This is a genomic window from Ensifer sp. 38_S197, assembly GCF_056924495.1.
In genome coordinates, this window is sequence record NZ_JBXOVZ010000002.1 from 3050220 (window position 1) to 3077196 (window position 26977).

A 26977-nucleotide genomic window follows, 5' to 3' on the forward strand; every position below is an offset into this window, starting at 1 on the left:
CTACGAGGCCGGCCAAGGCAGTTGCGGTTACTCCGCCGCGGCGATGATCTCGGCGAAACGCTTCTGCGCGTCTTCCGGGGTGATCGACGGGTTGGCGAAGAATTCGGAGAACAGGTCCTCCTTCTGCTTCTGGCTGTCGGCCGAAAGCAGCTGGTCGGTGCCCTGGATCACATTGCCCTTGGCAAGGATGTCCAGGCCCTTCTTCATGCAGTCGTTGGCGGCGGCGAGATCGACGTCGCCGCGCACCGGCAGCGAGCCCTTCTTGAGGTTGAAGGCAACCTGCGTCTTCGGATCAAGCAGCGTCGATGCGAGCACTTCCTGCGCCTTGGACTTCTCCTCGTCCTTCAGGAGCGGGAAGTAGAAGGCGTCGCCGCCGGTCGAGATGATCTCGTTGACGCCGAGGCCCGGCAGGCAGGTGTAATCCGTTCCGGCCTTCTGGCCGGCCAGAGCAAACTCACCCTGCGCCCAGTCGCCCATGATCTGGCCGCCGGCCTTGCCGGTGATGACCATGTTGGTAGCCTGGTTCCAGTCCTGGACATTGGTACCCTTCGACATGCGGCGGGCATCGTCGGCAGCCTTGAAGACCTTGGCGATTTCCGGGCCTGCCGCCACTTCCTCGTCCTTGTCGCCGAAGACCTTCTGGAAGGTGTCCTTGCCGGCGATTGCGACCATCAGCACGTCGAAGGCGCCGGCTGCCTGCCAGGGCTGACCGCCGACGGCAAGCGGCACGATGCCGGCCTTTTCCAGCGCCGGCGCTGCCGCCACGAATTCATCCCAGTTCTTCGGCACGTCGACGCCGGCTTTCTTGAAGGCGGCATTCGACAGCCACAGCCACTGCCAGGAATGGATGTTGACCGGCGCGCAATAGATCTTGCCGTCGATCGTGCAGGAATCGAGCAGGCTCGCCGGCTTGATGATGTCCTTCCACTTCTCGCGGGTGGCGACATCGGTCAGGTCCCGCATCAGGCCGGCCTGGACCAACTCTTCCGCCTGGCGGCCATGGTTGAACTGCGTGGCGCCCATCGGGTCGCCGCCGGTGATGCGGCTGATCATGATCGGGCGGGCGGTGCCGCCGGATCCGGCGATCGCGCCATCGACCCAGTGATTGCCCGTCGCATCGAAGGCCTTGGCCAGTTCCGCGACCGCGGCAGCTTCACCACCGGACGTCCACCAATGGGTCACTTCAAGATCGGCAGCATTGGCTGCGCTGAGCGGCAGGGCCACGGCGGCCGAAAGCACGACGGCGAAAGAACGTAAATTCATGAGTCTCCTCCCTCACTGTAACGTTACCGTAAAAAACTTAATGCAATCGATTACAGGACGCAACACCCACCACAATCGATTTAAACAGAATCTTGGAAAACATCTATTGCGTGCATGTGACATCGGGCGTCCAAAGCGCTTTGCACTCAGCTCCGAACCCCTCATTGCACAAGTACAATCAACATAAATAACTGATATAACTACATTTTAATGACACGCCATAGGCCAGGTCGACAATCTTCACTCATCTTGGGCAAAACGCATGCCGCCAAAAGCGAGATTCAACCAGACCGCTTCATCTTTCGCAGCGCAGCAACAAAAATGCTCGACATCGCAACTGTATCGTTACAGATTTGAAGCAATTCGCTCCATCCGAAGCAGGATAGCCGCTCGCTGCTTTTCGTATATAAGGCGATGAAGTGACGCGGCGGGCAGCAGTGGACAGGGCTGAACCGACGCGGTTCGCTGCCGGACGGACAACGCCGGCAGCGGGCGGGCAGAGAATGGGCGGGTGACGGCAATGGACAGCAAGACGAAAAACAGGCCGCAGACGCCGCCGCCGGACGGTGGCCGGCCGACCCTGAAGACGATCGCCTTCATGACCGGACTTGGCATCACCACGGTGTCGCGGGCGCTGAAGGATGCGCCCGACATCGGCGCGGAAACCAAGGAGCGCGTGCGCCTCGTCGCCAAGCAGATCGGCTATCAGCCGAACCGCGCCGGCGTGCGCCTTCGGACCGGCAAGACCAATGTCATCAGCCTGGTGCTGACCTTGGAGGAAGAGATCATGGGCATCACCAGCCCGATGGTCGTCGGCATCACCGAGATCCTCGCCGGCACGCCCTATCATCTGGTGGTCACGCCCTATAGCGCCGTCAAGGACGCGCTGGCTCCGATCCGCTACATTCTCGACACGGGCGCCGCCGACGGCGTGATCATCTCGCGCACCGAGCCGCACGACCCGCGCGTGGCGCTTCTGACCGAGCGCGGCCTGCCCTTCGTCACCCACGGCCGCACCGAGATGGGGATCGTCCACCCCTATCACGACTTCGACAACGAGCGCTTCGCCTATGAGGCGGTGCGCAAGCTTGTGGCACGCGGCCGTCGGCGGCTCGTGCTTCTGGAACCGCCTCCCCACCTCACCTTCTATTCGCACATGCGCGCCGGCTTCGAGCGGGGCCTGCGCGATTTTCAGGCGGACGCGGTCGGCTTTCACCAGACCAACATCGACCATTCGCTCGTCGAGATCCGTGACGCCTTCGAAGTGCTGATGCGCTCCGAGGATGCGCCCGACGGCATCGTCTCGGGCAGCGGCTCCGGCGCGATCGCGCTGATCGCCGGCCTGGAGATGGCCAAGAAGAAGCTGACGGAGGACTGCGACATGGTCTCGAAGGTCCCGAGCGACTTCCTGCGCTGGCTGCGGCCGGAGGTCATGACCATGTACGAGGACATCCGCGTCGCCGGCCGGGAGCTCGCCAAGGCCGTGATCGGCCATATCGACGGCGCGCCGCCGGAGACGCTGCAGAGCCTCAGCCAGCCGGAGTTCCAGCCGCCGATCATCCGCGGTTTGCGAGCTTGAGCCGAATACATCTCCACCCTCATCCCTGTGCCCCGTCACAGGGATCCAGCAGCGCCGCGTCCGCGGCGCGGAAGAGTGTCCTAGGCCCAAGGACTTGGGCCTGACTGGATTCCTGTGACAGGCACAGGAATGAGGATCTGGGAGACGGCTTGCCCCTCTGTCGTCGACCAGCGACAGTTTGTCATGGGCGTCGTCAAACGACGCGGAAACACCCTTGCTGTCTTGCTTGTGACGCAGAAACCTGCGACAGGCCGGGGCAACATTTTCGGCGCAAATGCGCCCCTCTCCTCCCTTCAGGCTACCGCAGACATGATCCGTATCGAAAACATCAGCAAGCAGCTCAGCCACCGCATCCTGTTCATCGAAGCTTCCGCCGCGCTCAATCGCGGCGAAAAGGTCGGCCTCGTCGGCCCGAACGGCGCCGGCAAGACCTCGCTCTTCCGCATGATCACCGGCGAGGAAGTGCCGGATGAAGGCCAGGTCGCCGTCGATAAGGGCGTGACCATCGGCTACTTCAACCAGGACGTCGGCGAAATGGCCGGCGGCAGCGCCGTTGCCGAGGTGATGAACGGTGCCGGTCCGGTGAGCGAAGTCGCCGCCGAGCTGCACGAGCTCGAGGCTGCCATGGTCGATCCGGATCGTCTCGACGAGATGGACGCGATCATCGAGCGCTACGGCGAGGTGCAGGCGCGCTACGAAGAGCTCGGCGGCTACGCGCTCGAGGGTCGCGCCCGCGAAGTGCTGGCGGGCCTGAGCTTCAGCCAGGATATGATGGACGGCGACGTGTCGGCGCTTTCGGGCGGCTGGAAGATGCGCGTGGCGCTCGCGCGTATCCTGCTGATGCGGCCCGACGTGATGCTGCTCGACGAGCCGAGCAACCACCTGGATCTCGAAAGCCTGATCTGGCTCGAAGACTTCCTCAAGAACTACGACGGCGCGCTGATGATGACCTCGCACGACCGCGAGTTCATGAACCGCATCATTACTAAAGTTATCGAGATCGACGGCGGCTCGCTCAACGCCTATTCCGGCGACTACGGTTTTTACGAGCAGCAGCGCGCCCAGAACGAAAAGCAGCAGCAGGCGCAGTTCGAGCGCCAGCAGGCGATGCTTGCCAAGGAGATCAAGTTCATCGAGCGCTTCAAGGCGCGCGCCTCGCACGCAGCCCAGGTGCAGAGCCGCGTGAAGAAGCTCGACAAGATCGACCGGGTGGAGCCGCCGAAGCGCCGCCAGTCGGTCGCCTTCGAATTTCGCCCGGCGCCGCGCTCCGGGGAAGATGTCATCAACATCAAGGGCGTGCACAAGAAATACGGCAGCCGCAGCATCTATGAGGGGCTGGACTTCATGGTGCGCCGCCGCGAGCGCTGGTGCATCATGGGCGTCAACGGCGCCGGCAAGTCCACTCTGCTGAAGCTCGTTGCCGGCTCCACTGAGCCGGACGAAGGCAATGTCACCCTCGGCGCCAGCGTCAAGATGGGTTACTTCGCCCAGCACGCCATGGACCTGCTCGATGGCGACCGCACGGTACTGCAGCAACTCGAAGATACCTTCCCGCAGGCCGGCCAGGCGCCGCTTCGCGCGCTTGCCGGCTGCTTCGGCTTTTCCGGCGATGATGTCGAGAAGAAGTGCCGCGTGCTTTCCGGCGGCGAGAAGGCGCGCCTGGTGATGGCGATCATGCTCTTCGATCCGCCGAACCTGCTGGTGCTCGACGAGCCGACCAACCACCTGGACCTCGACACCAAGGAAATGCTGATCAGGGCGCTGGCGGAATACGAAGGCACCATGCTCTTCGTCTCGCACGACCGGCACTTCCTCGCCGCACTCTCCAACCGCGTGCTGGAACTGACGCCCGAAGGCATCCACCAATATGGCGGCGGCTATACCGAATATGTCGCCCGCACCGGCCAGGAGGCCCCGGGGCTCAGGAGCTAAGCCTCAGCCTGCCCGCGCGCCGCTTTCGCCAAGCCCGGCGCTTTTCCGGAACCATCTCGGCTGCCAGCGGTTTATCCTATTGACGCAGGCAACGCATCGTCAGGGGGCTTCGCGCGTCTCATGGACCGTGATGCTGAGGTGCCGACGGTGCGTTGCCGCCATCGTTTGCTGGTGACGATGAAAGCCTGTGGGCATCATGAAGACCAAGCACTATGTGCTGCAAATTTTTCGGGCCGCCTTCACCGACAGGCTGCTGCTGATCATCATTTCATTGATGATCGCCTCGCTCTTCGCCGTGTTGCCGATCAAGTCATGCTCCAATCCGGGCCCCTCGAGCGGTCCCGGTTCGGCGGGGATATCGACGCCCGTTTCGACGATCGGTTAATGACCGAATATTGCGGCGGAAAACCGTTTCAAGGCTTCTGGAGCTTCAGCTAGTCGCCTTGGGCGCTTTGTCACTTTTTTCCGCTTTGTCACTTCTTTCTCCGGAGACAGGCAAAAGCAGCTTCGCCGCGTGCACGAGGTCGGCCATCCTCGCAGGTTTGTCGATGAAGGAAACTTGCCCGTAATGTGCCGCCATTGCTTCAGGCAATGGTTGCCCGCTGTAGAAAAGAAACGGAATCCCACGTTCTGTGAGCAAATCGCAAACGGGCTGCGTGGTTACGCGCGCGAGCCGAATGTCCAAGATCGCGAAGGACAGCGTCTCATTTCCGGCTGCGGCTACAGCATCTGATAACTCGGAAAATGGCCCGACAACGTCGGCGCCAGCCTCTTGCAGCGCCGCTTCGATGTCGAGAGCGATGAACAGCTCATCTTCGACAACAAGACCCCTCGTACCTCGAAGCACCCCTTCATTATCTGTCCCCGCCGTCGTCATCATGGGTCTCCGGAAGCTCGATTTCGAGCGTGCAGATCAAGCCGGAAGGACGAAACTCTCGGTTTACCGTGGCGCCCGGAAGGCTTTTCTCGATCACCACGCCGCCAAATCCTTGCTTGCCCGGCGCCTTGACCGGCGGTCCGCCGCTCTCTTCCCAAACAACAATCAACTCCCGGTCGTTGTTCCCGTTTTTCCAGCTCAGCTTGACACGCCCATTTTCGGTGCTGAGCGCTCCATACTTCAGAGCATTCGTGGCAAGCTCGTGCAGGACCAGGCCAAAAGGCGTAGCAAGCGAGGGTGGCAACTCAAATGGTGCGCCTTTGATCTGCAGCTTCTTCTTGTCGGCGCCGTAGGCATTGAGCTGGCTCATGGCCAGTGCACCAAGCTCCGCCCCGCTCCATTCCGATTGGAACAGCAACTGGTGGGCGTTGGCCAAGGCTGAGAGCCTCCCCTCAAAACGCTCGACGAACTCGTCGCTGGAGCTTGCCGCGCGCAGGGATTGACGGGCAAGCGACTGGACCACCGCAAGCGTGTTCTTGACACGATGGCTAAGCTCGTTGACGAGCAGCTGCCGGCGCTTTTCCCACCGCTTTCGATCCGTGACATCGCGAGTGCTTTCGAGTACGAGCCGCCGATCGCCGAGCGGAAGCAACTCGATCTGGCTCTCGATCGTCAGGACCTGGCCCGATTTCGTCGTGTGGCGCAATTCGCCACTCCAGTGGCCGGTCGCAAGCAGCGATTGGCGCAGTTGCTCGAACGACGAGTCAGGAACTTCGGTTTTCAGCAACTCGTCCTTTCTGCGACCGAGAGCTTCGTCGCGCGAGTAGCCGTAGAGTTCCTCGCTGCCGCGATTCCACTGCATTATGCCGTTGTCGAAGTCCCAGACAAAGATCGGCGAGCGCGAAAGCTCGAGAAGTCGCGAGGCTTGCTCAAGCCGCTGTTTGCTTTCCCTTGCGCTCTCTTCGGCGCGGCGCCGTTCTGTGACATCGACGAAGGTGGCAACGACGCCGTCGATCTTGTCGTCGATCGTCCGGTAAGGGCGTATCCGCACGAGATACCATCTGCCGTTCCGGCTTTTGACCTCGTGCTCCACTGGCGCGAGGTTCTCGAGGACGGAACGCGCATCGTCCGCCAGGCCCTCATAGTCAAGCTGATGTGTGAAGTCGGTGATCGGCCGTCCTTCATCGTTCTGTGTGACGTTGAAGATTTCGGTAAGCCGCGGCGTGAAGCGCTTGATGCGCAATGAGGGATTGAGAAAGAGCGTCGCGACATCAGTCGCGGCCATGAGGTTTTGCAGATCGCTGTGGGCGCGCGAAACGCTTTCGAGCTTGAGTTTCAGCTCGTTGTTGACGGTCTGAAGCTCCTCGTTGATCGACTGCAATTCCTCCTTGCTCGTTTCGAGCTCTTCAGCGGTTGAACGATATTCCTCGTTCATCGACTGGAGCTCCTCGTTTGCAGCGCGCAATTCCTCGTTTGCAGCCTCGGACTCCTCCCGCGTCACCCGTAGACGGTTCTGGGCGAGTTGCAGTTCCTCCTGCAATTGGCGGATCGTCTGGTTCGTCGCCGGTCTGTCATCGACGTTTTCGGAGAAAATCTCGTCCGTCTTTTCGACAGGCTCGCCTTCTATAAACAGAACCAGAACGTGGCGCGTTGGATCGCTGCCCTGAATGACCGGCTTGACCTGGATGTAGACGCGGTGCTGATGTCCCTCCAATTGCGCGAGGATTGGCATGCTCAAGGTTGCTTCGTTGCGCTCGAACGCCCTATGCAAAGCGGCCCGCAGGTCGAAGCGGAACTCTTCGCGCACGAGATCGGTCGCGTCGGTGCTGACTGGCCCACCGGACGGACGAAGAAACCGGCCGGCATTTTCAGATAGGTGGATGGCGCGATGACCTTCATCGACCAGCATGCTCGGTGGGGCGATCTTCTCAAGCATCTGTCGGTGGAGCGCGACATCGCTGATGCTGCCGCCCGCTGACGGAGTACGCGTGTAGATCGGCGCACGCTCGGCAGTGTGGTGTGGGCCAAGCAAGACCGGCAATGCCGGTCTGCGGTCGTTGCTGCTTGCAAGCGAGCGGTAGATCCGGGCTTCTCGGTCGACGGTGCGGAAGAGACCTGCCGGGTGGTCGGCGTTTTCAGACGACCCGAGAAAGAGGAAGCCGCCGGCATTGAGCGCGTAGTGGAAGGTGTTGCAAACCTGCTGTTGCAGCTGCCGGTCGAGGTAGATCAACAGGTTACGGCAGGAAATCATATCCAGATGCGAAAAGGGCGGATCTCGAAGAAGGCTGTGACTGGCAAACATGACAGTGTCACGCAGCTCGCGACGCACCCGGTAGTGCTCGCCTTCGCGCTGAAAGAACCGGCGCAATCTCTCTTCTGAAAGGTCGCTCTCGATCGTCACGGGGTATCGGCCTTCCCTGGCGATTGCCAATGCTCGGTCGTCCAGATCGGAGCCGAACACCTGAATCTCCGGTGAAAGGTCTCTCCGGGCGGCTTCCTCTAGCAAGAGGATGGCGATCGTGTATGTCTCTTCTCCCGTCGCGCAGCCCGGCACCCAGACCCGAATTCGTTCGCCCATTTCCTTGGCATCGAAAATCTGCGGAACTGCATTCTGTGCCAGTGACTGGAATGCGGCCTGATCACGGAAGAACATGGTGACCGAGATCAGAAAGTCGGTAAAGAGCGCCTGGGACTCCTCGGGCGTATCGCGCAGATGCGCGTAATATTCGGCAAGAGTCTCCTTGCGGGTGACCTGCGCGCGCCGCGCAATGCGACGCAGAATCGTCGCCCGCTTGTACTGCGAGAAGTCGTGGCCCGTGCGCACCCGCACATGTGCCAGGATTCTTCCAAGCCAATCCTCGTCGCCCGAACGGACGTAGCGTGACGGAAGCTGATCCCGCAGCGCGAGCAACTCTACAAGTCGGTCGGCGATCTGTGGAAGCGGCAGCACGAAATCAGCGGCCTCGGTGTCGATAGCGCTGCGCGGCATAGACGCGTATTCGGCATCGTTCGGATCTTGTACCAGCACGATCCCGCCGGCTTCCTTGATGGCGGTCACGCCTAGGGCACCGTCAGCACCCGCACCGGTGAGGATCACCGCAAAGGCTGGCCCGTGGTCTTCGGCAAGCGACCTCAAGAAGAGATCGATTGGGGCGCGCCGCGTGTAATTTTCCTCATAGGGCAGCGCGGCAATCGTACCGTCTTCGATTTTGAGGCGCCTGTTTGGCGAAATGACGTAGACGTGGTTGGCCCTGAGCGGCGCCTGGGTGTCAACCTGCATGACCGGCATTGCCGTATGCGCAGACAGTATGCTGGCGAGCTCGCTCCTGTGCTCAGGATCGAGGTGAACGATAATCACGAATGCCGCGTCGGTATCGTCGGCCATCTGATCGAAGAGTGCCTGAAGCGCCTGGACGCCGCCTGCCGAAGCCCCAATGGCGACGATCGGAAGGTCTAGTTCCTTGTCCATGCTTCACCTCCTGACGCTCGCCCCAGCGCCGCGTGCGGCTCACGCCCTATCTATGACATAGAGTGCGATTTTCACTACCCCAACGGTCGAGCATTCTACACCTAAGTACGCTCGACCGGCGCAATCCTTATAGCAGCGACCAAGCCGACGCCACGCGGATTTGGGAAAGTTTCCCTATTCGCAGATTTTTGAGAACAAATTCTCACGTCACGAGTTTGGACCATGAAGGAGAAGCCGCGATGGGCACCCGCAGTTTCATAGCGATAGGCGGGTCGGCGGGCTCGGTTGCGTGCATAAGGCAATTGCTTGCGGAGTTGCCACCCGGCTTCGCTCCTACGGTTTTCATCGCCGTTCACGTCGGCGCCCGGGGAAACAATCTGCTTGCCGGCATCTTCGCGGAGCGCGCACGAATTCCCGTGACGACAGCGGTCGATGGTGAGCCGATCGAACGCGGGCATGCCTATGTCGCGCCGGCCGACCATCACTTGATCATATGTCGGGGCTTGATCCGTCTTGGCAACGGTCCGCGGGAGAACCTCGCACGGCCGGCCATCGACCCTCTGTTTCGATCCGTCGGGGCTACATATGGAGCCAAGTCAATCGGCCTCATTCTTTCGGGGATGTTAAACGACGGCGCTGCGGGTCTGGCCGATCTGAAGCGTTGCGGCGGGGTCGCCATCATCCAGAATCCCGCGGATGCGGAGGCCCCCGACATGCCGTTCGGGGCATTGGCGGCAACGGACGTCGACTATCGCGCGCCCCTTGCCGATCTCCCTGCCCTCCTGGTCAAGCTCGCCGGCGAACCCGCGGGCCCCTCACCGCCGGTTGCAGACGACATCAAGCTGGAAATCGACATTGCACTCGGTCGCCAATCAGGGACGAATGCCATCGCCGAGATCGCGGAAGCTGTGCCTTTGTCCTGTCCCTCGTGCGGGGGCGTTCTTTCGCAAATCAAATCCTCGCCTCCCCTGAGGTTTCGCTGTCAGGTCGGTCATGCCTTCACGTCAGACGTGCTTGCTTCGAGGGAGGATGAATCGGTAACAGGGGCAATACGGATGGCGCTCCGCGTCATTGAGGAACGCATCACACTTAGCGAGAAAATGGCTGAGGATGCCCGCCAGAGCGGGCGAACGGCTGCTGCGACCGCCAATGAGCGGCGGGCAGAAGAAAGCCGGGGCTATGCCGAGATCCTGCGACGGGGGTTAGCCGAAGGATTTTCCGCTCCCGTCTCGCGCTGAGATTTTTCCCGGTCGAGAAAGCAGAACTGCGGGTGCCTTGAATTTTCTTTCAATCTCGTCCGGCAAGGCCGTGGGTCCTTGCAGACGACCTATTGGCGAATTTGCCATCCAGGACGATTGTTCGCCGGCCCAGGACTCTCCTCCCAATCCAGTCTCCTTGGCGGGCCTCCGCAAAAGCTGTCGTGCCGCCTCGGGCGCATCGACCAAAGCTCGCAACTGCTCAGTCATCCTTCGGCGCGCGGCGAGGATCATCGGGCGGCTGCCCGTTCGGGTTGGCCGCTGGAGCCTCCCTTGTGTCGCGAGGCGGATGTTTGTCGTCGTTGGGTTTCGGCGCCCCTTCCTGGTGAGCGCGCCGTCGGGAGGGTCCGGTTTTGGGGCTGCCTGGCTTCGGTGGAGCGGTAGGGTTCTCGGTCACAGGTTCGTCCTCGCGCTTTCAATGGAAGAACCGTTCGGAGGGGTACAAGGTTCCGATCGGACGAAGCTCGTGCCGCAACCCTCGACGCTTTGCACATCGAAGCGCCGCCGTTCTTTCCCCTGGGGACCGGCGCAACAAAGCGAGCACATGCGTGCGGCCGGGCGGGGCTGGCATGAGCCAAGCCACCGCGCTTGTGCCTTCATGCCCGACCGGCCATCTTCGCTCGTCGCGCCCCACAAACAAAAACAAAACCCGCCGAAAAATCGACGGGTTTGTCGGCAGTCCGGGGGCAGCCAAGACCACCCCGTTTAAAACGGCTCGTCAGACTTAGCCGTTGAGGCCACTGCCCCACGGGCCGTGGTGGCTGTCGGCGCCGTCAACGCGGTCGAAGCCGTGGGCGCCGAAGAAGTCGCGTTGCGCCTGGATGACGTTGGCCGTGCCGCGGCCGCGGCGGTAGCTGTCGAAATAGCCGAGCGCCGAGGCGAGCGCCGGCACCGGCAGGCCGCCGAGAACGGCCGCCGAGACGACGCGCCGCAGTGCCCCGTCGGTCTCCTTGACCATGGCGGCAAAGGCCGGGGTGACGATCAGGTTGGCGGCATCCGGCGCCTTGGTGAAGGCGGTGGTGATCTCGTCGAGGAATTGCGAACGGATGATGCAGCCGGCGCGCCAGGTCTTGGCGATCGTCGGCATCGGCAGGTTCCAGCCGAACTCCTTCGACGCCGCCGACATCACCGCAAAGCCTTGCGCATAGGCGCCGATCTTGGCGGCGAGCAGCGCGCTTTCGAGATCCTTGATGAAGGCGCCCCTGTCGGTGACCTGGAAGTCACCGACCTGAGGCAGGCCGAGGATCTTCTCGGCCGCCTCGCGCTCGTCCTTCATCGAGGAGATGCTGCGCGCGGCAACCGCGGCCTCGATGCCGGTCGCCGGCACGCCCATGTTCTGCGCCTCGATCACCGACCACTTGCCGGTGCCCTTCTGGCCGGCCTTGTCGAGGATCATGTCGACGATCGGCTTGCCGGTCAGCGGGTCGGCCGCCTTCAGCACCTTCTCGGTGATCTCGATCAGGTAGGAGTTGAGGCGGCCCTTGTTCCAGGCGCCGAAGACCTCGCCGATTTCGGTTGCCGACATCTTCAGGCCGTCGCGCAGGATGCCGTAGATTTCGGCGATCATCTGCATGTCGGCATATTCGATGCCGTTGTGGATCGTCTTGACGAAGTGGCCGGCGCCGTTTTCGCCGAGCCAGGCAACGCAGGGGTCGTTGTCGTATTTCGCCGCGATCGAGGTCAGCACGCTTTCGACCCGCTTCCAGGACTCTTCCGTGCCGCCGACCATGATCGACGGACCGTGACGCGCGCCTTCCTCACCGCCGGAAACGCCCATGCCGATGAAGGTAAGACCGGAATCCTTCAGCGCCTCGAAGCGGCGCATCGTGTCGCGGAAGTTGGCGTTGCCGGCATCGATCATGATGTCGCCCTTGGCGAGATAGGGCTTGAGGATTTCCATCTGCTGGTCGACCGGCTCTCCGGCCTTGATCATGATGATGATCGGGCGCGGCGGACGGATGGCGGCGACAAACGCTTCAATGGTGTCGCAGGGCACGATCTGGCCCTGGAGTTCGCCGGCCTCCGCGTAGAATTTGTGCGTCGCCTCGACGGTGCGGTTGAACACCGCGATCTTGTTGCCCTTTTCAGCGATGTTGAGCGCCAGGTTCGAGCCCATGACGCCGAGACCGATTAGGCCGATTTCCGCCTGTGACACGTGATTGCCTCCTTGGACAGAAGTGCCGGGCGCGATCGGGATAAGCGCGTCAGAGCCGGCCCTTCGAATTGAACTTCGCCCTCTCGTGGCGGGCTCTGTCGAAGGCCCTGGCGCGAGAAGCGACGGCGGAGGTTGTTTTGGCATTCAAATCGATTAAGGACAAGCGATTACTGACAAAATCACTTCTTTTCGGGCTTGCCGTCGCCATCGTCGAGCACCCGCCAGGACGCGCCTTCGAGGTCTTCATATTGGCCGCTCTTCAGCGCCCAGAGGAAGGCGGCAAGGCCGATGCCGCCCAGAAACAGCGCGATGGGAATGAGATAGATGAGCGTATTCATGAGGCACTCTCGAGCCGCAGCGTGACGGCTGCCGTCTCACCGGCTGCCTCGGCGACATTGCCGGTCGCCGCGCGCAGACGCAAGGCGTTGGCAACGACGATCACCGACGAGGTCGACATGGCAACGGCCGCAATCAGCGGTGTCGCATAGCCAAGGATCGCGATCGGAACCGCGATCACGTTGTAGCCGATCGCCAGCGCGAAATTCTGGCGAATGAGCCGCCCGGCCCGGCGCGACGTGTCGATCGCCATTGGCACAGCATTGAGCCCCTGATGCAGGAAGACGAAATCCGCCGCCTGGCGGCCGACGTCCGCCGCCGTTGCCGGCGCCATCGACACATGCGCAGCCCGCAGCGCCGGGGCATCGTTGATGCCGTCGCCGACCATCAGCACGCGGTGACCGCCCTCGGCGGCAGCCGCGCACTCATCGACCTTGCCGCGCGGCGTCAGCTCCGCCTGGAAGCGTTCGATGCCGACCCGCCGGGCAAGGGCTGCGACAACAGGCGCGCGGTCGCCGGAGAGGATGCCTGTCGCCAGACCCAGCCGGCCGAGCTCCTCGATGCTTTCGTGGGCGAAGGGCCGCAGCCGGTCCTCGAAGCGGAAGCAGGCGAGTTCGCGGCCATCAAGCGACAGGATCGCTTCCGACTGGCCGCTCGCCTCGCCGGCATCGCCGCAGGCAAAGGCGCGGCTGCCGAGCCGGTAGACGCCCGCCTCCGTGTGCGCCTCGATGCCGGCACCGGGAATTTCCCTGATCTCGCCGGCAATGACAGGTGCAAGCTTCGCGGCGTCATGAATGGCCATCGCCAGCGGGTGGCGCGAATGGACCGCGAGGCCCGCTGCTATCATCAGCTTGGAAGGCTGAATCTCCTGGCCGTTGATGAGGCGCGGCTCGCCCACCGTCAGCGTGCCGGTCTTGTCGAGCAGCACGGTATCGATCTCGGCGAGCCGCTCCATGGCCGAGCCGTCCTTGACCATGATGCCGTTCTGGAACAGCCGTCCGGCGGCAATGACCTGTACGACCGGCACGGCAAGGCCGAGCGCGCAGGGGCAGGTGATGATCAGCACCGCGACCGCGACCAGCATCGCGTGGTGAAAGTCGCCGTTCACGAACATCCAGCCGATGAAGCTCAAAAGCGCGAGCAGATGCACCGCCGGCGAATAATATTGCGCCGCGCGGTCGGCGATGCGGCGATAGCGCGCCCTGCCCCCTTCGGCGGCCTCCATCAGCCCCATGATTTCGGCGAGCAGCGAGTCGCGCGCCGCAGCCGTCGCCTCGATGGTCAGCGGTCCGGTGAGGTTCAGCGTGCCGGCCTCGACGGTGTCGCCGGTCTTGACCGGTGCCGGTGCGCTCTCGCCATTGACGATCGAGCGATCGAGATCGCTGGCGCCCGTGAGAATGCGGCCATCGACCGGGATGCGCTCGCCGGCTGATATCGCCAGCTTTTCGCCCGGCTTGATTTCGTCGACGGGGCGATATTCGCGCCCGCCCTGCGCATCGAGCACCATAGCGCCACGCGGCGAAAGCCGTGCGAGGCTGCTGATCGCCGAGCGGGCGCGTCCGCGCATCATATGGTCGAGCGTGCGGCCGATAAGCAGGAAAAAGAGCAGCATCACCGTGCCGTCGAACCAGGCATGGGTGCCGTGGGTGATCGTCTCGTAAAGCGAGATCGAGAAGGAGAGCGTGATCGCCAGCGCGATCGGCACGTCCATGTTGGTGCGGCCGTGTCTCAGCGCGTTCCAGGCGGACGCATAGAAGAAGCGCCCAGCATAGATCAGCGTCGGGGCGGCAATCAGCGCCGAGATCCAGTGGAAGAGATCGCGCGTGGCAGCCTCCGCCCCCGACCAGACGGAGACGGAAAGCAGCATGATATTGGCCGAGGCGAAGCCCGAGACCGCGACGGCGCGCACCAGCTTCTTCAGCGTCTGGTCGCCGTCCTCCTCGCCGGGCGCGAAGAGGTGGGTCTCATAGCCGCGGGCGCGAATGGTGCGCGCCAGTTCCCGCGGCTCGGTGCGGGCGCCGTCGACCTCTTCCTTCCAGACGATCGACACGCGCCGCGACGAAAGGTTCACACGCGCCCGCTCGACCTCCGGCCGCGTTTTCAAGGCGCCCTCGAGTGTCGTGATGCAGGCGCCGCAATGCACGCCGGGCACGCTCAGATCCGTCTGGCGCAGCCCACCGCCGAGCGACCGGCTCGTCAGCCACAGCTCTTCCGAGCTTGGCAGCCCCTGTCCGGCCCTGTCGATCTCCAGAGCCATTTCGGTCCCGGGAGCGCAGCAGCTCATGGGGTCTCTCCCGGCACCATGAAGCGGATCGCCTGGCGATAGACGACAGTATCGCCCTTGGTCGCCGTAATGTCGGCGATCCACTGGCCGCGCTTGAGAGCCGCGGCGGCGACAAAGACGCCCTCGCCCTGATGCGCCATCTCGACGGTCACATCCTCATGCTCCTCGACCGGGCGCTTCAGCATGGCGACCACCTTGTCGGCGGTCAGTTCCGGCTTGCCCTGGCGCGTCAGCGTATAGCGCAGCGCGCCCGGCTCGATCGCGAGCTTGCCGTCGAGTCCGCTCGCCGCAAAGGCCTTCGCCTCCTTCACCTTGCCGTTGAACTGCTGGCTCGCGACATAGGTGTTCTGCACCACGAGCCCGCTCCAGCTATGGCTGGCGTTCCAGGCCATGATCACGTTGACAGTGATGATCGTGCCGAAGAACAGCACCATGACGCCCAGCATGTGCCAGCCGGTGAAGGGGCGCGGCGCCTTTGCCTGTTTCGCCCCTGCCTGATTCATTGTCATTTCGCGGCTCCCGGGCTGTTGAAGTTGGCCTTGTAGACGTCGCGCTCGTGGCTCGACGGATCCTCGACGATCAGGCTGAAACCATCGGCCGCTTCGCCAAGCTTGTCCTTCGGCAGGGTCACGAAGACCTTGACCGCTGTTACCTTGTCCGGATCGACCCCCACAGCGAAGGTGCGGCCGTCGCCCGGGGCATGGCCGGCAAGGCGCATCGTCGCCGAAGGCATGCCCTCGATCGCGAGGGTGATGGTGCGTTGTTCGGGGATCATGTTCAAGAGCTTGACCATGTAGCCGTTGCGCACCGAGCCATCGGATTCGACGACGAATTGCGGGTTGCGGTCATGCAGCACGTTGAGTTCCAGCCGGTCGCGCGACAAGAGCGCATAGAGCAGACCGATGCCGACCAGCGTCCAGACGCCGAGATAGAGCAGCACGCGCGGGCGGAAGACGATCTTCCAGTTGAAATGGCGAACCTTGTCGGAGAAGCCGCCGTCGGCGTTGCGAACGCGGCTCGGGTCGATGGCCGTCGTGCCGCCATTGGTGGCGAGCGCCATGTTGGAGGCATAATCGTTCAGCGTCGCGTAGGAGATCAGCCCGCGCTCGCGGCCGAGCTTGTCCATGACGCCGTTGCAGGCGTCGATGCAGAGCGCGCAGGTGATGCATTCGAGCTGCTGGCCGTCGCGGATGTCGATGCCCATCGGACAGACGACGACGCAGGCGTTGCAGTCGACGCAGTCGCCGACGGCCTCCCCGGCGGCCACCGCCTTCTTCTGGTGGCGCGAGCGCGGCTCGCCGCGCCAATCATTATAGGTGACGACCAGCGAGTTTTCATCCAGCATCGCCGCCTGGATGCGCGGCCACGGGCACATATAGGTGCAGACCTGCTCGCGCATCAGGCCACCGAAGACATAGGTGGTGGCCGTCAGGATGCCGACAGTCATGTAGGCGACAGCAGGCGCTTCGAGCGAAACGAAGCTTTTGAGCAGCGTCGGCGCATCGGCGAAATAGAAGATCCAGGCGCCGCCGGTAGCTATGCCGATCAGGATCCAGATCGAATGCTTGGCGACGCGCTTGCCGATCTTGTCGAGCGTCCAGGGTCCGGCATCGAGCTTCATGCGGGCATTGCGGTCGCCCTCGATGAAGCGCTCGACCACCAGGAACAGATCGACCCAGACGGTCTGCGGACAGGTATAGCCGCACCAGGCGCGCCCGACGGCCGACGTCACCAAAAACAGGCCGAAGCCGGCCATGACGAGCAGACCGGCAACGAAGAAGAATTCCTGCGGCCAGATCTCGATGAAGAAGAAATAGAAGCGCCGGGCCGCGAGATCGACGAGCACCGCCTGGTCGGGCGCATGTGCGCCGCGATCCCAGCGGATCCACGGCGTCAGATAGTAGATGCCGAGCGTCACCAGCATCACCAGCCACTTGAAGCGGCGGAAACTGCCCTCGGCGCGCTTCGGGAAGATCTTCTTGCGTTTTTCGTAAAGCGGCTTGCGCACATGCGCCGCATTGACCGGTTCGGCCTCATGTCGTTCGACAGAGGCAGGATTTGCGGCTGGATGAGGGCTCATTTGTGGGAAATCCCCGGATATGTCATGTATTGCATCACGTTTTGCCCGATTTGGCCGCCGAAAACGTTGATCTGTGTCAAGTTTGCGGGCCAAAGCGCCAGCATGCGGCGAAAGGTCCAGGGTGGGCGTCGGAGCGCATCCCCACCATGTTCGACGCGGCGGATTGCCATCCTGCTCCTCTCCGGTACCATGCCGAACTGACGAAGGACTATTTCGCCGAGCGGCGGCAGGGTCTCGATCCGGTGTTCCACGCCGCCGGCTTGCCTGAGCTGCGGGGCCGGATCGACGGCGAGACCAGATCGCGCGAAGAGGGAATCGGCACGAGCCGAAGCGCGGAGGATATCGCATGGACGGCTCCCACGAGCCGCTGACGCTTGCAAAGCAGCACGGCATCTATCGCGAGCGTGCCGCGCCCCCAGCGCTTGGCCGCCATGTCGAATGCCTCTGGAGCCACCAGATGCCGTCGGGAGCGCCCGCGCCGATCGCGGTCGTGCCCGACGGCTGCGTCGATATCCTCTGGTCGGATCGCGGCCTCGTGGTCGCCGGCCCCGACCGGGTTGCCGCCCTTCCGGTGATCGCCGCCGGCGCCAAGGTCGTCGGTCTGCGCTTCCGGCCGGGCGTCGCCGCGTCCTTCCTGCGCACATCGCTCTCCGAGATCACCGGTGAAATCATCCCGCTCGACGCCTTCTGGGGCAAGGCCGGGCGCGAACTCGACGCAAGGCTTCAGGACGCGCCGGATTCGACACGCCACGCCGACATCCTGGCGGAGGCCGTGCTGCAGCGTCTGCCAGCGGTTGCGCCGCCATCGAGCGATGTTGCCGCCTGCCTCGCCTACCTCCAGCAGAATCATGATTCCTCCGATAACCCAATCCGGTCGCTGGCCGCAGCCACCGGCACCAGCGAACGGACGCTGCGCCGTCGCTGCCACGAGCATTTCGGCTATGGCGCCAAGACGCTCGACCGCATTCTCCGCCTGCAACGCTTCCTTGCAGCCTGCCGCCGCGAACCGTCCGTGAGCCTCGGCATCCTCGCCCTCGATGCCGGTTACGCCGACCAGGTGCATCTTTCGCGCGAGACAAGGGAGCTGGCGTCGCTTTCGCCTGCGGAAATCCGCCGCCAGCTTGGCGGCCAGCGGCAGGCCGCCTGACTGGCCGTTTCGTTCAAGACCGGCGCGCTCGCCCGTGCTAATTCCGCCTTCAGGAGAACCAAGCATGGCAACACTGGAAGCGAAGATCGTTCACACCACCATCGACCGCGACTGGCGCGAGGTCTATGCCTTCATGGCCAAGCACGAGAACATGCACCGCTGGGCCTCCGGCCTCTCGTCGGGCCTGACGCGTGACGGCGAGGACTGGCTGGCGCCGGGACCGCTTGGCGATGCGCGCGTGCGCTTTGCCCCCGACAACGACTTCGGCGTCGTCGATCATCTCGTCACGCTTGCAGATGGCACCGAGGTCAACAACGCGTTGCGCGTCGTGCCGAACGGCGACGGAGCGGAGGTGATGTTCACGCTTCTGCGCCAGCCGGGCATGAGCGCGGAACAATTTGCCGGCGACGCCGGTTGGGTGGCGAAGGATCTCGCCACTTTGAAATCTCTCATGGAATCCGAAAAAGACAGGGTGAAAAATGGGTAACAAGGGCAACGACAGCCGCATCGACTATGTCGAATTCAACGTCGCCGACATCGCTGCGAGCAAGGCCTTCTATGGCGGCGCCTTCGGCTGGACCTTCACCGACTATGGCCCGGAATATTGCGAGTTCCAGGACGGCCGGCTGACCGGCGGCTTCACGACCACCGGCCCTGTCGGCAGCGGCGGACCGCTGGTCATCATTTATGCCGACGACCTCGAGCAAGCACAGGCCCGTGTCGACAAGGCGGGCGGCAAGATCGTCAAGCCGATCTTTTCCTTCCCCGGCGGCCGCCGCTTCCACTTCGCCGACCCGGATGGTTACGAGCTGGCGGTCTGGTCGGCACGATAACAAGTAGGCCCGTCCACGCCCCGCTGCGCTGGAATGAGAATGGCCGCGTCTTTCGACGCGGCCATTTCTTGGTTGACGATCAGGGCTACCCCTCATCCGCCTGCCGGCATCTTCGCCCCGCAAGCGGGGAGAGATGTCCGCGGGACAGTAAGGGGAAGCCCCTTCCTCAGTGCCGACGAGCTTTACTCGCCGCCACCCAGCGAATGCACGAAGACGGCAAGCTGCTTGACCGTGGTGTCGCCGAGGCGCGGCAGCCAGGCGGGCATGACGCCGTGCTTCGGCGCCTTCATCTGCGCGATGATCGCCTGCTCGCCCTCGCCCTTCAGCCACAAGGCGTCAGCCAGGTTCGGGGCGCCGAACTCGCGGTTGCCCTTGGCGTCGGCGCCATGGCACGACGCACAGTTGGCTTCGAACAATGCCTTGCCCGGCTCGACCATCGAGACGTCCGACGGCGTGCCGGTGAGGCTGACGACGTAGGCCGCCGTCTGCTTGATCTCTTCCGGCTGCAGGATTTCGGTAAACGACGGCATTTCCGAAACGCGGGTCTCGCCGTCGCCATCGTAGCGGATGCCGTGGGCGATCGTCTGGTAGATCTCCTCAGGCTTGCCGCCCCAGAGCCAGTCGTCGTCGTTCAGGTTCGGGAAGCCGGCGGAACCGGCCGCACCCGAGCCATGGCATTGGGCGCAGTTGACCTTGAAGGCCGAGGCACCGCCGGAGATGGCGAACTGCTGGAGTTGCGGATCGGCCATGATCTCGGCGAGCGAGCTCGAGGCGATCTTCTCGAGGTTGCCGGCCTGCGCCGCCTTGGCGCTGGCGAGTTCCGCGCTGACTTCGGCGCGGCTCGAATAGCCGAGCACGCCCTTGGTGGCGTCGGTCAGGAGCGGTACCGCCGGATAGACGATCATGTAGCCGACAGCCCAGACGATGGTCGCGTAGAAGGTATAGACCCACCAGCGCGGCATCGGGTTGTTGAGCTCGCGGATACCGTCCCATTCGTGGCCGGTGGTCTCGACGCCGCTGATTTCGTCGACGTGTTTGTCCGCCATTCTATTAATCCTCCTTACGAGCGGCATGAGGAAAAGTGTGCTGCGGTTTTCCGCCCGCATGCCGCTCTGATTTTTGAGTCTCGATCACATCGTGATCGAAGGGGATGGCTGCGGCCTGGTCGGCGGCTTTCTTGGCGCCGGGCCGGAAGATGAAGGCAACGACGCCGAGGAAGAAGAGCGTCATGGCAAGCAGCGCCCAGCTATCGGCGAACTGGCGCATGGCCGTATAGGTTTCCATCTGCGTTCTCCTTAGCGGTAGCCGGTGGTGTCGTCGTAGGTGGAGAAGTCGACCAGCGTGCCGAGCATCTGCAGATAGGCGATGAGCGCATCCATCTCCGTCAGCTTCTGCGGGTTGCCGTCGAAGTCGCCGAGCTTGGCCTTCGGATAGCGCGCCTCGACGCCCGAGGTGTCGGCGTTCGGATCGGCTTGCGCCTTGATGTCGGCCAGCGCGTTGTCGATCATCTCGTCCGTATAGGGAACGCCGACCGCCTTGTTGGCTTTCAGGTTCATGGCGATGTTGTTTACGTCGAGCGGCGTCTCCTTGAGGAAGGCGTAGCTCGGCATAACCGATTCCGGCACCACCGAGCGCGGCTCGGTCATGTGCTGCACGTGCCACTCGTTGGAATAGCGGTCGCCGACGCGGGCAAGATCCGGCCCGGTGCGCTTGGAGCCCCACTGGAACGGATGGTCGTACATGGATTCCGCTGCCAGCGAGTAATGGCCGTAGCGCTCCACTTCGTCGCGGAACGGGCGGATCATCTGGCTGTGACAGACATAGCAGCCTTCACGCACATAGATGTCGCGGCCGGCAAGCTCCAGCGGCGAATAGGGCCGCATGCCTTCCACCTTCTCGATGGTGTTTTCGAGATAGAAGAGCGGCGCGATTTCCACGATGCCGCCGATGGAGACGACGAGCAGCGAGCCGACGAGCAGCAGGGTGGCGTTACGCTCCAGCGAAGCGTGTTTGTCGAGAATGGACATGGTCTATGCCCTCCTATTCCGCAGCTTTCAGCGCGGGCGTCGCACCGAAGATCGGAGCTTCGTCGCGCTGGCGGCCGAGGATGGTCATTGTTACGTTGAAGGCCATGAGCAGAGCCCCGGAGAGGAACAGTGCGCCGCCAAGGGCACGCAGCACGTAGTAGGGAACCATGGCCGCGACCGATTCCGCGAAGGAATAGACGAGGAAGCCCTGGTCGTCGTACTCGCGCCACATTAGCCCCTGCTGGATGCCGGCGACCCACATGACTGCCGCATAGACGACGATGCCGAGGGTCGCGAGCCAGAAGTGCCAGTTGACCATGCGCACGCTGTAGAGGCGTTCGCGGTTCCACAGCTTCGGAACGAGGTAATAGATCGCGCCGAAGGTGATGAGGCCGTTCCAGCCGAGCGCGCCGGAATGCACGTGGCCGATGGTCCAGTCGGTATAGTGGCTGAGCGAGTTGACCGTCTTGATCGACATCATCGGACCTTCGAAGGTCGCCATGCCGTAGAAGGCGACGGCCATCACCATCATGCGGATGATCGGATCGGTACGGATCTTGTCCCAGGCGCCGGACAGCGTCATCAGGCCGTTGATCATGCCGCCCCAGGAGGGCATCCACAGCATGACCGAGAAGACCATGCCGAGCGTCTGCGCCCAGTCGGGCAGCGCCGTATAGTGCAGGTGGTGCGGACCCGCCCAGATGTACATGAAGATCAGCGACCAGAAGTGGATGATCGACAGGCGGTAGGAGTAGACCGGGCGGTTGGCCTGCTTGGGGATGAAGTAATACATCATGCCGAGGAAGCCGGCCGTCAGGAAGAAGCCGACGGCGTTATGCCCGTACCACCATTGCGTCAGCGCATCCTGCACGCCGGCGAAGGCCGAGTAGCTCTTCGAGCCGACGAAGGAGACCGGTACCGCCAGGTTGTTGACGATGTGCAGCATCGCGATCGTGACGATGAAGGCGAGGTAGAACCAGTTGGCCACATAGATATGCGGCTCCTTGCGCGTCAGAAGCGTGCCGAGGAAGGCGATGAGATAGGCGACCCAGACGATCGTCAGCCAGAGGTCGACGTACCATTCCGGCTCGGCATATTCCTTCGACTGGGTGATGCCGAGCAGGTAGCCGGTGGCGGCCATGACGATGAAGAGCTGGTAGCCCCAGAACACGAACCAGCCGAGATTGCCGCCGAAGAGGCGCGCGCGGCTGGTGCGCTGGACGATGTAGAAGGACGTCGCGATCAGCGCGTTGCCGCCGAAGGCGAAGATCACCGCCGAGGTGTGCAGTGGCCGCATGCGGCCGAAATTGAACCAGGGTTCGATGTTGAGGTCCGGAAAGGCGAGCTGGAGCGCAACCACGACGCCCACGAGAAAGCCGACGACGCCCCAGAAGACGGTGGCGATCACGCCATACTTGACCACCTCGTCGAAATATTCCGACTGCGGTGGCGGTGGCGGCGCCCTGCCCGCGGAAACCGGGCTGAACTCGATGCGTCGCATCAGCATGATGGTGCCGGCGAGGAGCACGACGAACAGCACCCACATATGGGCTTCAAAGTGCCGGTCCTGCGCAAAGCCGGCGCCGACAAGCGCCAGGAATGCACCGACCCCGAGCAGGATCATCTCGAATGTGTATTTCATGGTTGGGTCCCCAACTTGGTCCAATCGCACGCGGAGACACGCCCTGAACGAGGCACGTCACTGCAGCTTGCCGGAAAGTGTCAGAATCGGGGCAGCCCGGCCTTGATTCAGATCAAGGCTGGAGCGCCTCGTATGCATCATCCTCGGCAAACAATAGGGAGCGCCCTGGGAGCTGGCGTTTGATGCCGATGAAAAAGACGTTTGAGGATGGACGAATCCGGAGCCGGCCCGAGCCGCCTTCCCACCCCGTTCCGGTGGCCGAGCCCTTCGCTTGGCTCGCCCGGGCGCATGAAGAACAACTGGCGCTCTGCAACAGCCTCGAGGAAATCGCCGACAGCCTGCCCACGGAAATCGACCGGCAGAAATGCGTCTATGCCGCTAAGGTGCTGCAGCCGCTGATCCGCGAGCTGCATTCCGGCGAGGAAAGCCTGGTCTTCCCGTGGATCGAGCGCACCTTCCGCGGCGACCCGACGCTCGGCGCGACGCTGGAGCGGCTGAAATACGAGCACTGCGAAGACGAGTGCTTCGCGGAAGAGCTGACGGAAATGCTGGAGCGCCTCGGCGCCGCCGACCAAACGGTCAATGCGGAGACGGCCGGCTACATGCTGCGCGGCTTCTTTACGAGCCTTAGGCGGCATGTCGGCTTCGAGCGGGAATGTCTGCGCGCCATCACCTCGCCGGCCGAGTGAAGGCGCCAGGGACAGGCAAGTACTTGAGAGCGGGCTTGGGCGCGACCGTACTGCGGTCGCGCTTCTTCATTCCAGAACACGCTCGACCGTTTGGCAAGGTCAAGCATGACGGTTTCTGGAATGAAGACGCGTCAGGCCGCGATCGCGCGGCGACGGTCGGCATGTTCCTGGATCACGAGGATCGCGCCGATGAGCTTGCCGGTGCTGGACATGCACGGCGTCAGCCGGCAGCGCACGACGACCGTGCGCGCATCGACCGTCTTGGCGAAGGTATAGTCGACCACCTCGCCCGCAAAACAGCGATCGAGATAGGATTTCACCCGCTGCTCGAAGCGCTGGATGCCGATGAACTCGACGATATGCCGGCCGATGAGGTCCATCGGGCGGCTCTCCAGATGCTCGGCATTGCGCGGGTTGGTGTAGAGATAGCGGTAATCCGGCGTAATCACCGCGATGCGATCCGGGAAACTGTCGAGGATCGCCTCGTTGAGCAGGCCTTCATCGGCCCTGCCCTTGCTCGGCTGGGCCGGCAGCCGCTCGAGCTGGAGGTCGGCGAATTTCTCCGCGCCGGTCGCCGCGAAATAGCGGTTGATCAGCGATTGCAGCAGTTGCGAGTGCCGGAGTACGCAGGAGATGTCGTCGGCCTCGACCCGCAGGATGTCGATCAGGAACTGGAACTGAAGCCGGGCGTCTTCGACGCTCACCGCCTTCTCGTCGTAGACGGATCTGAGGATCGGATCCAGTTCGCGATCCAGAATGCCGATCAAATGCTCGTCTGCCGTACGTACGGCATACTGTAGCTGCGAATACTTGAACCAGAACAGCTCAATCAGTGCGTTCAATTCGAAACCCCAATTCCCCACGGCAGAGCCGCTTCGATGCACTTACAAGACAGGCGTTGATGCTGCAGACACTGATCTAGTTTTGATGCTTCCCCCACTACTTCCGCGTAAAACCGCACCGCTCCGGTCATCCAAAGCGCTTGCAGTCTTCCCCTCGCGAGACAACGTTGAGTTTACACTCATTGCGTTAGCGTTCAACAGCAGAAAGAAAAACTTAACCTTTTGAAGCATTTTCAAAACAAAATCGGCATGCGCTGCCGCTGGCGGGCCGGCGAAAGTGCCGACCGCCGGGCCTTATGTCCGGGCGCGCCAAATCCCCAAAGCCGCCCTGAAGCAGGCTCAAGCGCGCTTGATTGAGCGGAAGGGAATCAGTCCTTGAGGTAGCGCTTGATGTGCCAGCGGTCGTGATACCAGAGCCACTGGCCGGGATATTCCCTCACCCAGCTTTCCACCTTGTCGTTCAGCACCTGTGCCGTGGCGGTGACGTCGACATTGCCGTCTGCCTTTCGCGGGATCGCGATCGCCGGCTCGAGCTCAAGCCGGAAACGGCCGCCGGGCAACCGGATGCAGCGGGCGGGATAGACTTCGCAGTTGAACTGGCGGACGAGCTTGGCAAGCAGCGGATTGGTCTGCACGTCCTGGCCGAAGAACTTGGTCTTCAGCCCCTTGCGGAACTTCTGGTCGACGAGAACGCCGACACCCAGGCCCCGTTCGAGCTGGCGGGCGAGCGCGAAGGACGACCCGGCATGCGACGGCACGAGATTGCCCATGCGCTCCTCGCGGAACTTGAACACCTTCTCGGCCACGTAGGGATTGTTCGGCGGGCGGAAGAGCACTGTCACGTCGAGACCAAAGGCAGAGCCGGCAACCGGCAACATCTCGAAATTGCCGCTGTGCGCGGTGAAGACGATGAAGGGACGCGGATTGTCGCGAAGCTCCAGGAACAGCGGAATGCCCGACACTTCGACCCGACCCGGCGTCGTGCGCTCCGGATCGAAATCGAAGAGACGGTCGAGGAACACGTATTCGGCCGCCATGCGGCCCATGTTGCCCCAGCTTTCGAGCGCGATCTCCTCGATCTCCGCTTCGCTCTTTTCCGGAAAGGCATTGCGCAGATTGGTCAGCGTCAGCTTGTGCCGCCCGGTCTTCGGGCCGATGAAGCGCACCGCGCGATCCATGAAGTTGATCGCGCCGTCGGCAGGAAACATCTTCAAAACCGTCAGCAGCAGGAAGACGACCTGCGCAATCAGCCACTGCCGGGCACGATCCGCCGCCAGCACCAGCCGTGTGATCAGCATGCGCACGTCGATCAATCCATCTTCAGGATGATCTTGCCGAAGATCTGGCGCGATTCCATGCGCTCCAGTGCCCGGTCGATCTCGTCGAGGCCGACCTCGGTATCGATGACCGGATGCACCAGGCCGCGGGCCATCTTCTGCATGGCGTTCGCCATGTTTTCCATGCGGCAACCGAACGAGCCGAGCAGCTTCAATTGCTGCTGGAACAGCATCATCAGGTTCATGTCGGTGGAAACGCCCGAGGTGGAACCGCAGGTGACGAGACGGCCGCCGCGCTTCATCGAGAGCATCGAGCCCGCCCAGGTGTCCTTGCCGACGTGTTCGAACACGACGTCCACACCCTTCTTCTTGGTGAGCTTGCGCACGACACCTTCGAAGCGGTCGGTGCGGTAGTTGATGACGTGATCGGCGCCGAGCGCCTTGGCCTTCTCGATCTTGTCGTCAGAGCCGACCGTCGTGATGACGGTGCAGCCGATCTTCTTGGCGAGCTGGATAGCCGCCGAGCCGATGCCGGAGCCGCCGGCATGAACGAGGATCGTTTCGCCGGGCTCGAGCTTGGCATTGTCGAACAGCATGTGCTCGACGGTACCGAAGGTGACCGGAGCAAGGGCTGCGCCGACGGCGTCGACGCCCGGAGGTGCCGGCACCAGCAGGCGCGCCGGCAGGTTGATCTTTTCCTGCGCGAAGCCGTCGAGGTGGAAGCCGTGCACACCACCGACATGTTCGCAGAGGTTGTCGCGACCTTCCTTGCACGGGCGGCAGAGACCGCAGGTGCGCGCGCCATAGATCGAGACGAGCTGGCCCGGCAGCACGCTCGAAACGCCCGGACCGATCGCGTCGACGACACCGGATGCTTCCGCGCCGATGACGAGCGGCATCTTGCGCTTGGCAAAGGCCATGCCGCGCCAGCCCCAGACGTCGATATGGTTGAGCGCCACCGCCTTGACGCGCAGCGTCACCTCACCCGGGCCGGGCGCTTCCGGTTCCGGAATATCGGTGATTTCGAGTTTGCGGTCATCGAGCAGTTGCAGGGCGCGCATGGTTCTTCCTTTAAATCTCTATCTAGTCGAGCGGCTGGGCCGTGCTGACTGGCATATATACACATTGGGAGAGTGGCGCTGCACCCCCTCTGGCCTGCCGGCCATCTCCCCCACAAGGGGGAGATCGACCCGCGGCAAGCCAATCGGTTTAATAGAGGGATCCGCACTCAGCGTCCCTTGATAAGCAAGACGGTGCCACATCCAATCTCCCCTTGTGGGGGAGATGCC

General features: G+C 62.9%; 22 protein-coding genes and 2 pseudogenes. 9 read left to right on the plus strand and 15 right to left on the minus strand.

Going from position 1 to position 26977, the window contains the following annotated elements:
- Positions 1-27 precede the first annotated feature (27 nt).
- The gene (locus AC1Z3V_RS27795) at positions 28-1263 is read right to left on the minus strand and encodes an ABC transporter substrate-binding protein (RefSeq protein ID WP_483502913.1); all 1236 of its coding nucleotides are present in this window, start codon (positions 1261-1263) and stop codon (positions 28-30) included.
- 520 nt (positions 1264-1783) lie between these two features.
- On the opposite strand from AC1Z3V_RS27795, the gene AC1Z3V_RS27800 reads away from it, so the two are divergent.
- The 3 genes from AC1Z3V_RS27800 to AC1Z3V_RS27810 all read left to right on the plus strand — a co-directional run bounded on the left by AC1Z3V_RS27800 (position 1784) and on the right by AC1Z3V_RS27810 (position 5159).
- Entirely contained in the window at positions 1784-2842 is a 1059-nt protein-coding gene (locus AC1Z3V_RS27800) for a LacI family transcriptional regulator (protein ID WP_429815922.1), read from the plus strand.
- A 309-nt stretch (positions 2843-3151) separates the two neighbouring features.
- Complete coding sequence (locus tag AC1Z3V_RS27805; protein ID WP_483502914.1) at positions 3152-4774, plus strand: ABC-F family ATP-binding cassette domain-containing protein; 1623 nt, start codon at positions 3152-3154, stop codon at positions 4772-4774.
- A gap of 196 nt (positions 4775-4970) precedes the next feature.
- Positions 4971-5159, plus strand: coding sequence for a hypothetical protein (locus AC1Z3V_RS27810; RefSeq protein ID WP_483502915.1), 189 nt, complete (start codon positions 4971-4973; stop codon positions 5157-5159).
- A gap of 45 nt (positions 5160-5204) precedes the next feature.
- Here the strand turns inward: AC1Z3V_RS27810 and AC1Z3V_RS27815 are convergent, their stop codons facing one another.
- Positions 5205-5654 carry a response regulator gene (locus tag AC1Z3V_RS27815; RefSeq protein ID WP_483502916.1) on the minus strand — a complete coding sequence of 150 codons (450 nt, stop codon included), beginning with the start codon at positions 5652-5654 and terminating at the stop codon, positions 5205-5207.
- Positions 5629-9120 carry a chemotaxis protein CheB gene (locus AC1Z3V_RS27820; protein ID WP_483502917.1) on the minus strand — a complete coding sequence of 1164 codons (3492 nt, stop codon included), beginning with the start codon at positions 9118-9120 and terminating at the stop codon, positions 5629-5631. The genes AC1Z3V_RS27815 and AC1Z3V_RS27820 overlap by 26 nt, the downstream gene beginning before the upstream one ends.
- Before the next feature lie 239 nt (positions 9121-9359).
- On the opposite strand from AC1Z3V_RS27820, the gene AC1Z3V_RS27825 reads away from it, so the two are divergent.
- A complete protein-coding gene (locus tag AC1Z3V_RS27825; protein ID WP_483502918.1) occupies positions 9360-10358 on the plus strand; it encodes a chemotaxis protein CheB in 999 nt (332 codons plus the stop codon).
- 742 nt (positions 10359-11100) lie between these two features.
- Here the strand turns inward: AC1Z3V_RS27825 and gndA are convergent.
- The 5 genes from gndA to ccoG all read right to left on the minus strand — a co-directional run bounded on the left by gndA (position 11101) and on the right by ccoG (position 17231).
- On the minus strand, positions 11101-12531 hold the full coding sequence (gndA, locus tag AC1Z3V_RS27830) for an NADP-dependent phosphogluconate dehydrogenase (RefSeq protein WP_483502919.1): 1431 nt from the start codon (positions 12529-12531) through the stop codon (positions 11101-11103).
- Between the two features lie 179 nt (positions 12532-12710).
- Positions 12711-12869: a cbb3-type cytochrome oxidase assembly protein CcoS gene (gene ccoS / locus AC1Z3V_RS27835; protein WP_034788403.1), complete on the minus strand. Its 159-nt coding sequence runs from the start codon at positions 12867-12869 to the stop codon at positions 12711-12713.
- Positions 12866-15151, minus strand: a complete 2286-nt coding sequence (locus AC1Z3V_RS27840; RefSeq protein ID WP_483502920.1) for a cation-translocating P-type ATPase — start codon at positions 15149-15151, stop codon at positions 12866-12868. The genes ccoS and AC1Z3V_RS27840 overlap by 4 nt, the downstream gene beginning before the upstream one ends.
- Positions 15148-15660, minus strand: coding sequence for a FixH family protein (locus AC1Z3V_RS27845; protein WP_483502921.1), 513 nt, complete (start codon positions 15658-15660; stop codon positions 15148-15150). Before AC1Z3V_RS27845 ends, AC1Z3V_RS27840 begins: the two co-directional genes overlap by 4 nt.
- Complete coding sequence (gene ccoG / locus AC1Z3V_RS27850) at positions 15657-17231, minus strand: cytochrome c oxidase accessory protein CcoG (protein ID WP_483502922.1); 1575 nt, start codon at positions 17229-17231, stop codon at positions 15657-15659. Before ccoG ends, AC1Z3V_RS27845 begins: the two co-directional genes overlap by 4 nt.
- 162 nt (positions 17232-17393) lie before the next feature.
- On the opposite strand from ccoG, the pseudogene AC1Z3V_RS27855 reads away from it, so the two are divergent.
- From AC1Z3V_RS27855 to AC1Z3V_RS27870, 4 genes and pseudogenes are all read left to right on the plus strand, one after another.
- A pseudogene (locus tag AC1Z3V_RS27855) lies at positions 17394-17539 on the plus strand (sodium:alanine symporter family protein); the annotation flags it as partial.
- Between the two features lie 38 nt (positions 17540-17577).
- Positions 17578-18378: an AraC family transcriptional regulator gene (locus tag AC1Z3V_RS27860; RefSeq protein ID WP_483502924.1), complete on the plus strand. Its 801-nt coding sequence runs from the start codon at positions 17578-17580 to the stop codon at positions 18376-18378.
- A gap of 64 nt (positions 18379-18442) precedes the next feature.
- A complete protein-coding gene (locus AC1Z3V_RS27865) occupies positions 18443-18865 on the plus strand; it encodes an SRPBCC family protein (RefSeq protein WP_483502926.1) in 423 nt (140 codons plus the stop codon).
- Positions 18858-19211, plus strand: coding sequence for a VOC family protein (locus tag AC1Z3V_RS27870; protein WP_429807608.1), 354 nt, complete (start codon positions 18858-18860; stop codon positions 19209-19211). Before AC1Z3V_RS27865 ends, AC1Z3V_RS27870 begins: the two co-directional genes overlap by 8 nt.
- A gap of 182 nt (positions 19212-19393) precedes the next feature.
- On the opposite strand, the gene ccoP is transcribed toward AC1Z3V_RS27870, so the two are convergent.
- From ccoP to ccoN, 4 genes and pseudogenes are all read right to left on the minus strand, one after another.
- Positions 19394-20257, minus strand: coding sequence for a cytochrome-c oxidase, cbb3-type subunit III (ccoP, locus tag AC1Z3V_RS27875; protein WP_483502928.1), 864 nt, complete (start codon positions 20255-20257; stop codon positions 19394-19396).
- An 88-nt stretch (positions 20258-20345) separates the two neighbouring features.
- Positions 20346-20495, minus strand: a pseudogene (locus AC1Z3V_RS27880) (cbb3-type cytochrome c oxidase subunit 3); the annotation flags it as partial.
- A gap of 11 nt (positions 20496-20506) precedes the next feature.
- The gene (gene ccoO / locus AC1Z3V_RS27885; protein ID WP_483502930.1) at positions 20507-21238 is read right to left on the minus strand and encodes a cytochrome-c oxidase, cbb3-type subunit II; all 732 of its coding nucleotides are present in this window, start codon (positions 21236-21238) and stop codon (positions 20507-20509) included.
- Positions 21239-21251: 13 nt separating this feature from the next.
- Positions 21252-22880 carry a cytochrome-c oxidase, cbb3-type subunit I gene (gene ccoN / locus AC1Z3V_RS27890; RefSeq protein WP_483502932.1) on the minus strand — a complete coding sequence of 543 codons (1629 nt, stop codon included), beginning with the start codon at positions 22878-22880 and terminating at the stop codon, positions 21252-21254.
- Positions 22881-23068: 188 nt separating this feature from the next.
- On the opposite strand from ccoN, the gene AC1Z3V_RS27895 reads away from it, so the two are divergent.
- Positions 23069-23569 carry a hemerythrin domain-containing protein gene (locus tag AC1Z3V_RS27895; RefSeq protein ID WP_429807595.1) on the plus strand — a complete coding sequence of 167 codons (501 nt, stop codon included), beginning with the start codon at positions 23069-23071 and terminating at the stop codon, positions 23567-23569.
- A 131-nt stretch (positions 23570-23700) separates the two neighbouring features.
- Here AC1Z3V_RS27895 and AC1Z3V_RS27900 read toward each other — a convergent pair whose 3' ends face one another.
- The 3 genes from AC1Z3V_RS27900 to AC1Z3V_RS27910 form a co-directional block, all read right to left on the minus strand.
- A complete protein-coding gene (locus AC1Z3V_RS27900) occupies positions 23701-24411 on the minus strand; it encodes a PAS domain-containing protein (protein WP_429807592.1) in 711 nt (236 codons plus the stop codon).
- 368 nt (positions 24412-24779) lie between these two features.
- Entirely contained in the window at positions 24780-25709 is a 930-nt protein-coding gene (locus AC1Z3V_RS27905) for a lipid A biosynthesis lauroyl acyltransferase (RefSeq protein WP_483504165.1), read from the minus strand.
- An 11-nt stretch (positions 25710-25720) separates the two neighbouring features.
- Positions 25721-26749, minus strand: a complete 1029-nt coding sequence (locus AC1Z3V_RS27910; RefSeq protein ID WP_483502935.1) for a zinc-binding dehydrogenase — start codon at positions 26747-26749, stop codon at positions 25721-25723.
- Positions 26750-26977: the final 228 nt, after the last annotated feature.

Excerpts from the sequence above, each read along its gene's own strand:
- ccoN (WP_483502932.1), bottom strand. The coding sequence starts at position 22,880 with ATGAAATACACATTCGAGATGATCCTGCTCGGGGTCGGTGCATTCCTG.
- ccoP (WP_483502928.1), bottom strand. The coding sequence starts at position 20,257 with ATGGCGGACAAACACGTCGACGAAATCAGCGGCGTCGAGACCACCGGC.
- AC1Z3V_RS27840 (WP_483502920.1), bottom strand. The coding sequence starts at position 15,151 with ATGAGCTGCTGCGCTCCCGGGACCGAAATGGCTCTGGAGATCGACAGG.
- AC1Z3V_RS27845 (WP_483502921.1), bottom strand. The coding sequence starts at position 15,660 with ATGACAATGAATCAGGCAGGGGCGAAACAGGCAAAGGCGCCGCGCCCC.
- ccoG (WP_483502922.1), bottom strand. The coding sequence starts at position 17,231 with ATGAGCCCTCATCCAGCCGCAAATCCTGCCTCTGTCGAACGACATGAG.
- AC1Z3V_RS27895 (WP_429807595.1), top strand. The coding sequence starts at position 23,069 with ATGAAAAAGACGTTTGAGGATGGACGAATCCGGAGCCGGCCCGAGCCG.
- ccoS (WP_034788403.1), bottom strand. The coding sequence starts at position 12,869 with ATGAATACGCTCATCTATCTCATTCCCATCGCGCTGTTTCTGGGCGGC.
- AC1Z3V_RS27795 (WP_483502913.1), bottom strand. The coding sequence starts at position 1,263 with ATGAATTTACGTTCTTTCGCCGTCGTGCTTTCGGCCGCCGTGGCCCTG.
- AC1Z3V_RS27870 (WP_429807608.1), top strand. The coding sequence starts at position 18,858 with ATGGGTAACAAGGGCAACGACAGCCGCATCGACTATGTCGAATTCAAC.
- ccoO (WP_483502930.1), bottom strand. The coding sequence starts at position 21,238 with ATGTCCATTCTCGACAAACACGCTTCGCTGGAGCGTAACGCCACCCTG.
- AC1Z3V_RS27865 (WP_483502926.1), top strand. The coding sequence starts at position 18,443 with ATGGCAACACTGGAAGCGAAGATCGTTCACACCACCATCGACCGCGAC.
- AC1Z3V_RS27810 (WP_483502915.1), top strand. The coding sequence starts at position 4,971 with ATGAAGACCAAGCACTATGTGCTGCAAATTTTTCGGGCCGCCTTCACC.
- AC1Z3V_RS27905 (WP_483504165.1), bottom strand. The coding sequence starts at position 25,709 with ATGCTGATCACACGGCTGGTGCTGGCGGCGGATCGTGCCCGGCAGTGG.
- AC1Z3V_RS27815 (WP_483502916.1), bottom strand. The coding sequence starts at position 5,654 with ATGATGACGACGGCGGGGACAGATAATGAAGGGGTGCTTCGAGGTACG.
- AC1Z3V_RS27820 (WP_483502917.1), bottom strand. The coding sequence starts at position 9,120 with ATGGACAAGGAACTAGACCTTCCGATCGTCGCCATTGGGGCTTCGGCA.
- AC1Z3V_RS27800 (WP_429815922.1), top strand. The coding sequence starts at position 1,784 with ATGGACAGCAAGACGAAAAACAGGCCGCAGACGCCGCCGCCGGACGGT.
- AC1Z3V_RS27825 (WP_483502918.1), top strand. The coding sequence starts at position 9,360 with ATGGGCACCCGCAGTTTCATAGCGATAGGCGGGTCGGCGGGCTCGGTT.
- AC1Z3V_RS27910 (WP_483502935.1), bottom strand. The coding sequence starts at position 26,749 with ATGCGCGCCCTGCAACTGCTCGATGACCGCAAACTCGAAATCACCGAT.
- AC1Z3V_RS27860 (WP_483502924.1), top strand. The coding sequence starts at position 17,578 with ATGGACGGCTCCCACGAGCCGCTGACGCTTGCAAAGCAGCACGGCATC.
- AC1Z3V_RS27805 (WP_483502914.1), top strand. The coding sequence starts at position 3,152 with ATGATCCGTATCGAAAACATCAGCAAGCAGCTCAGCCACCGCATCCTG.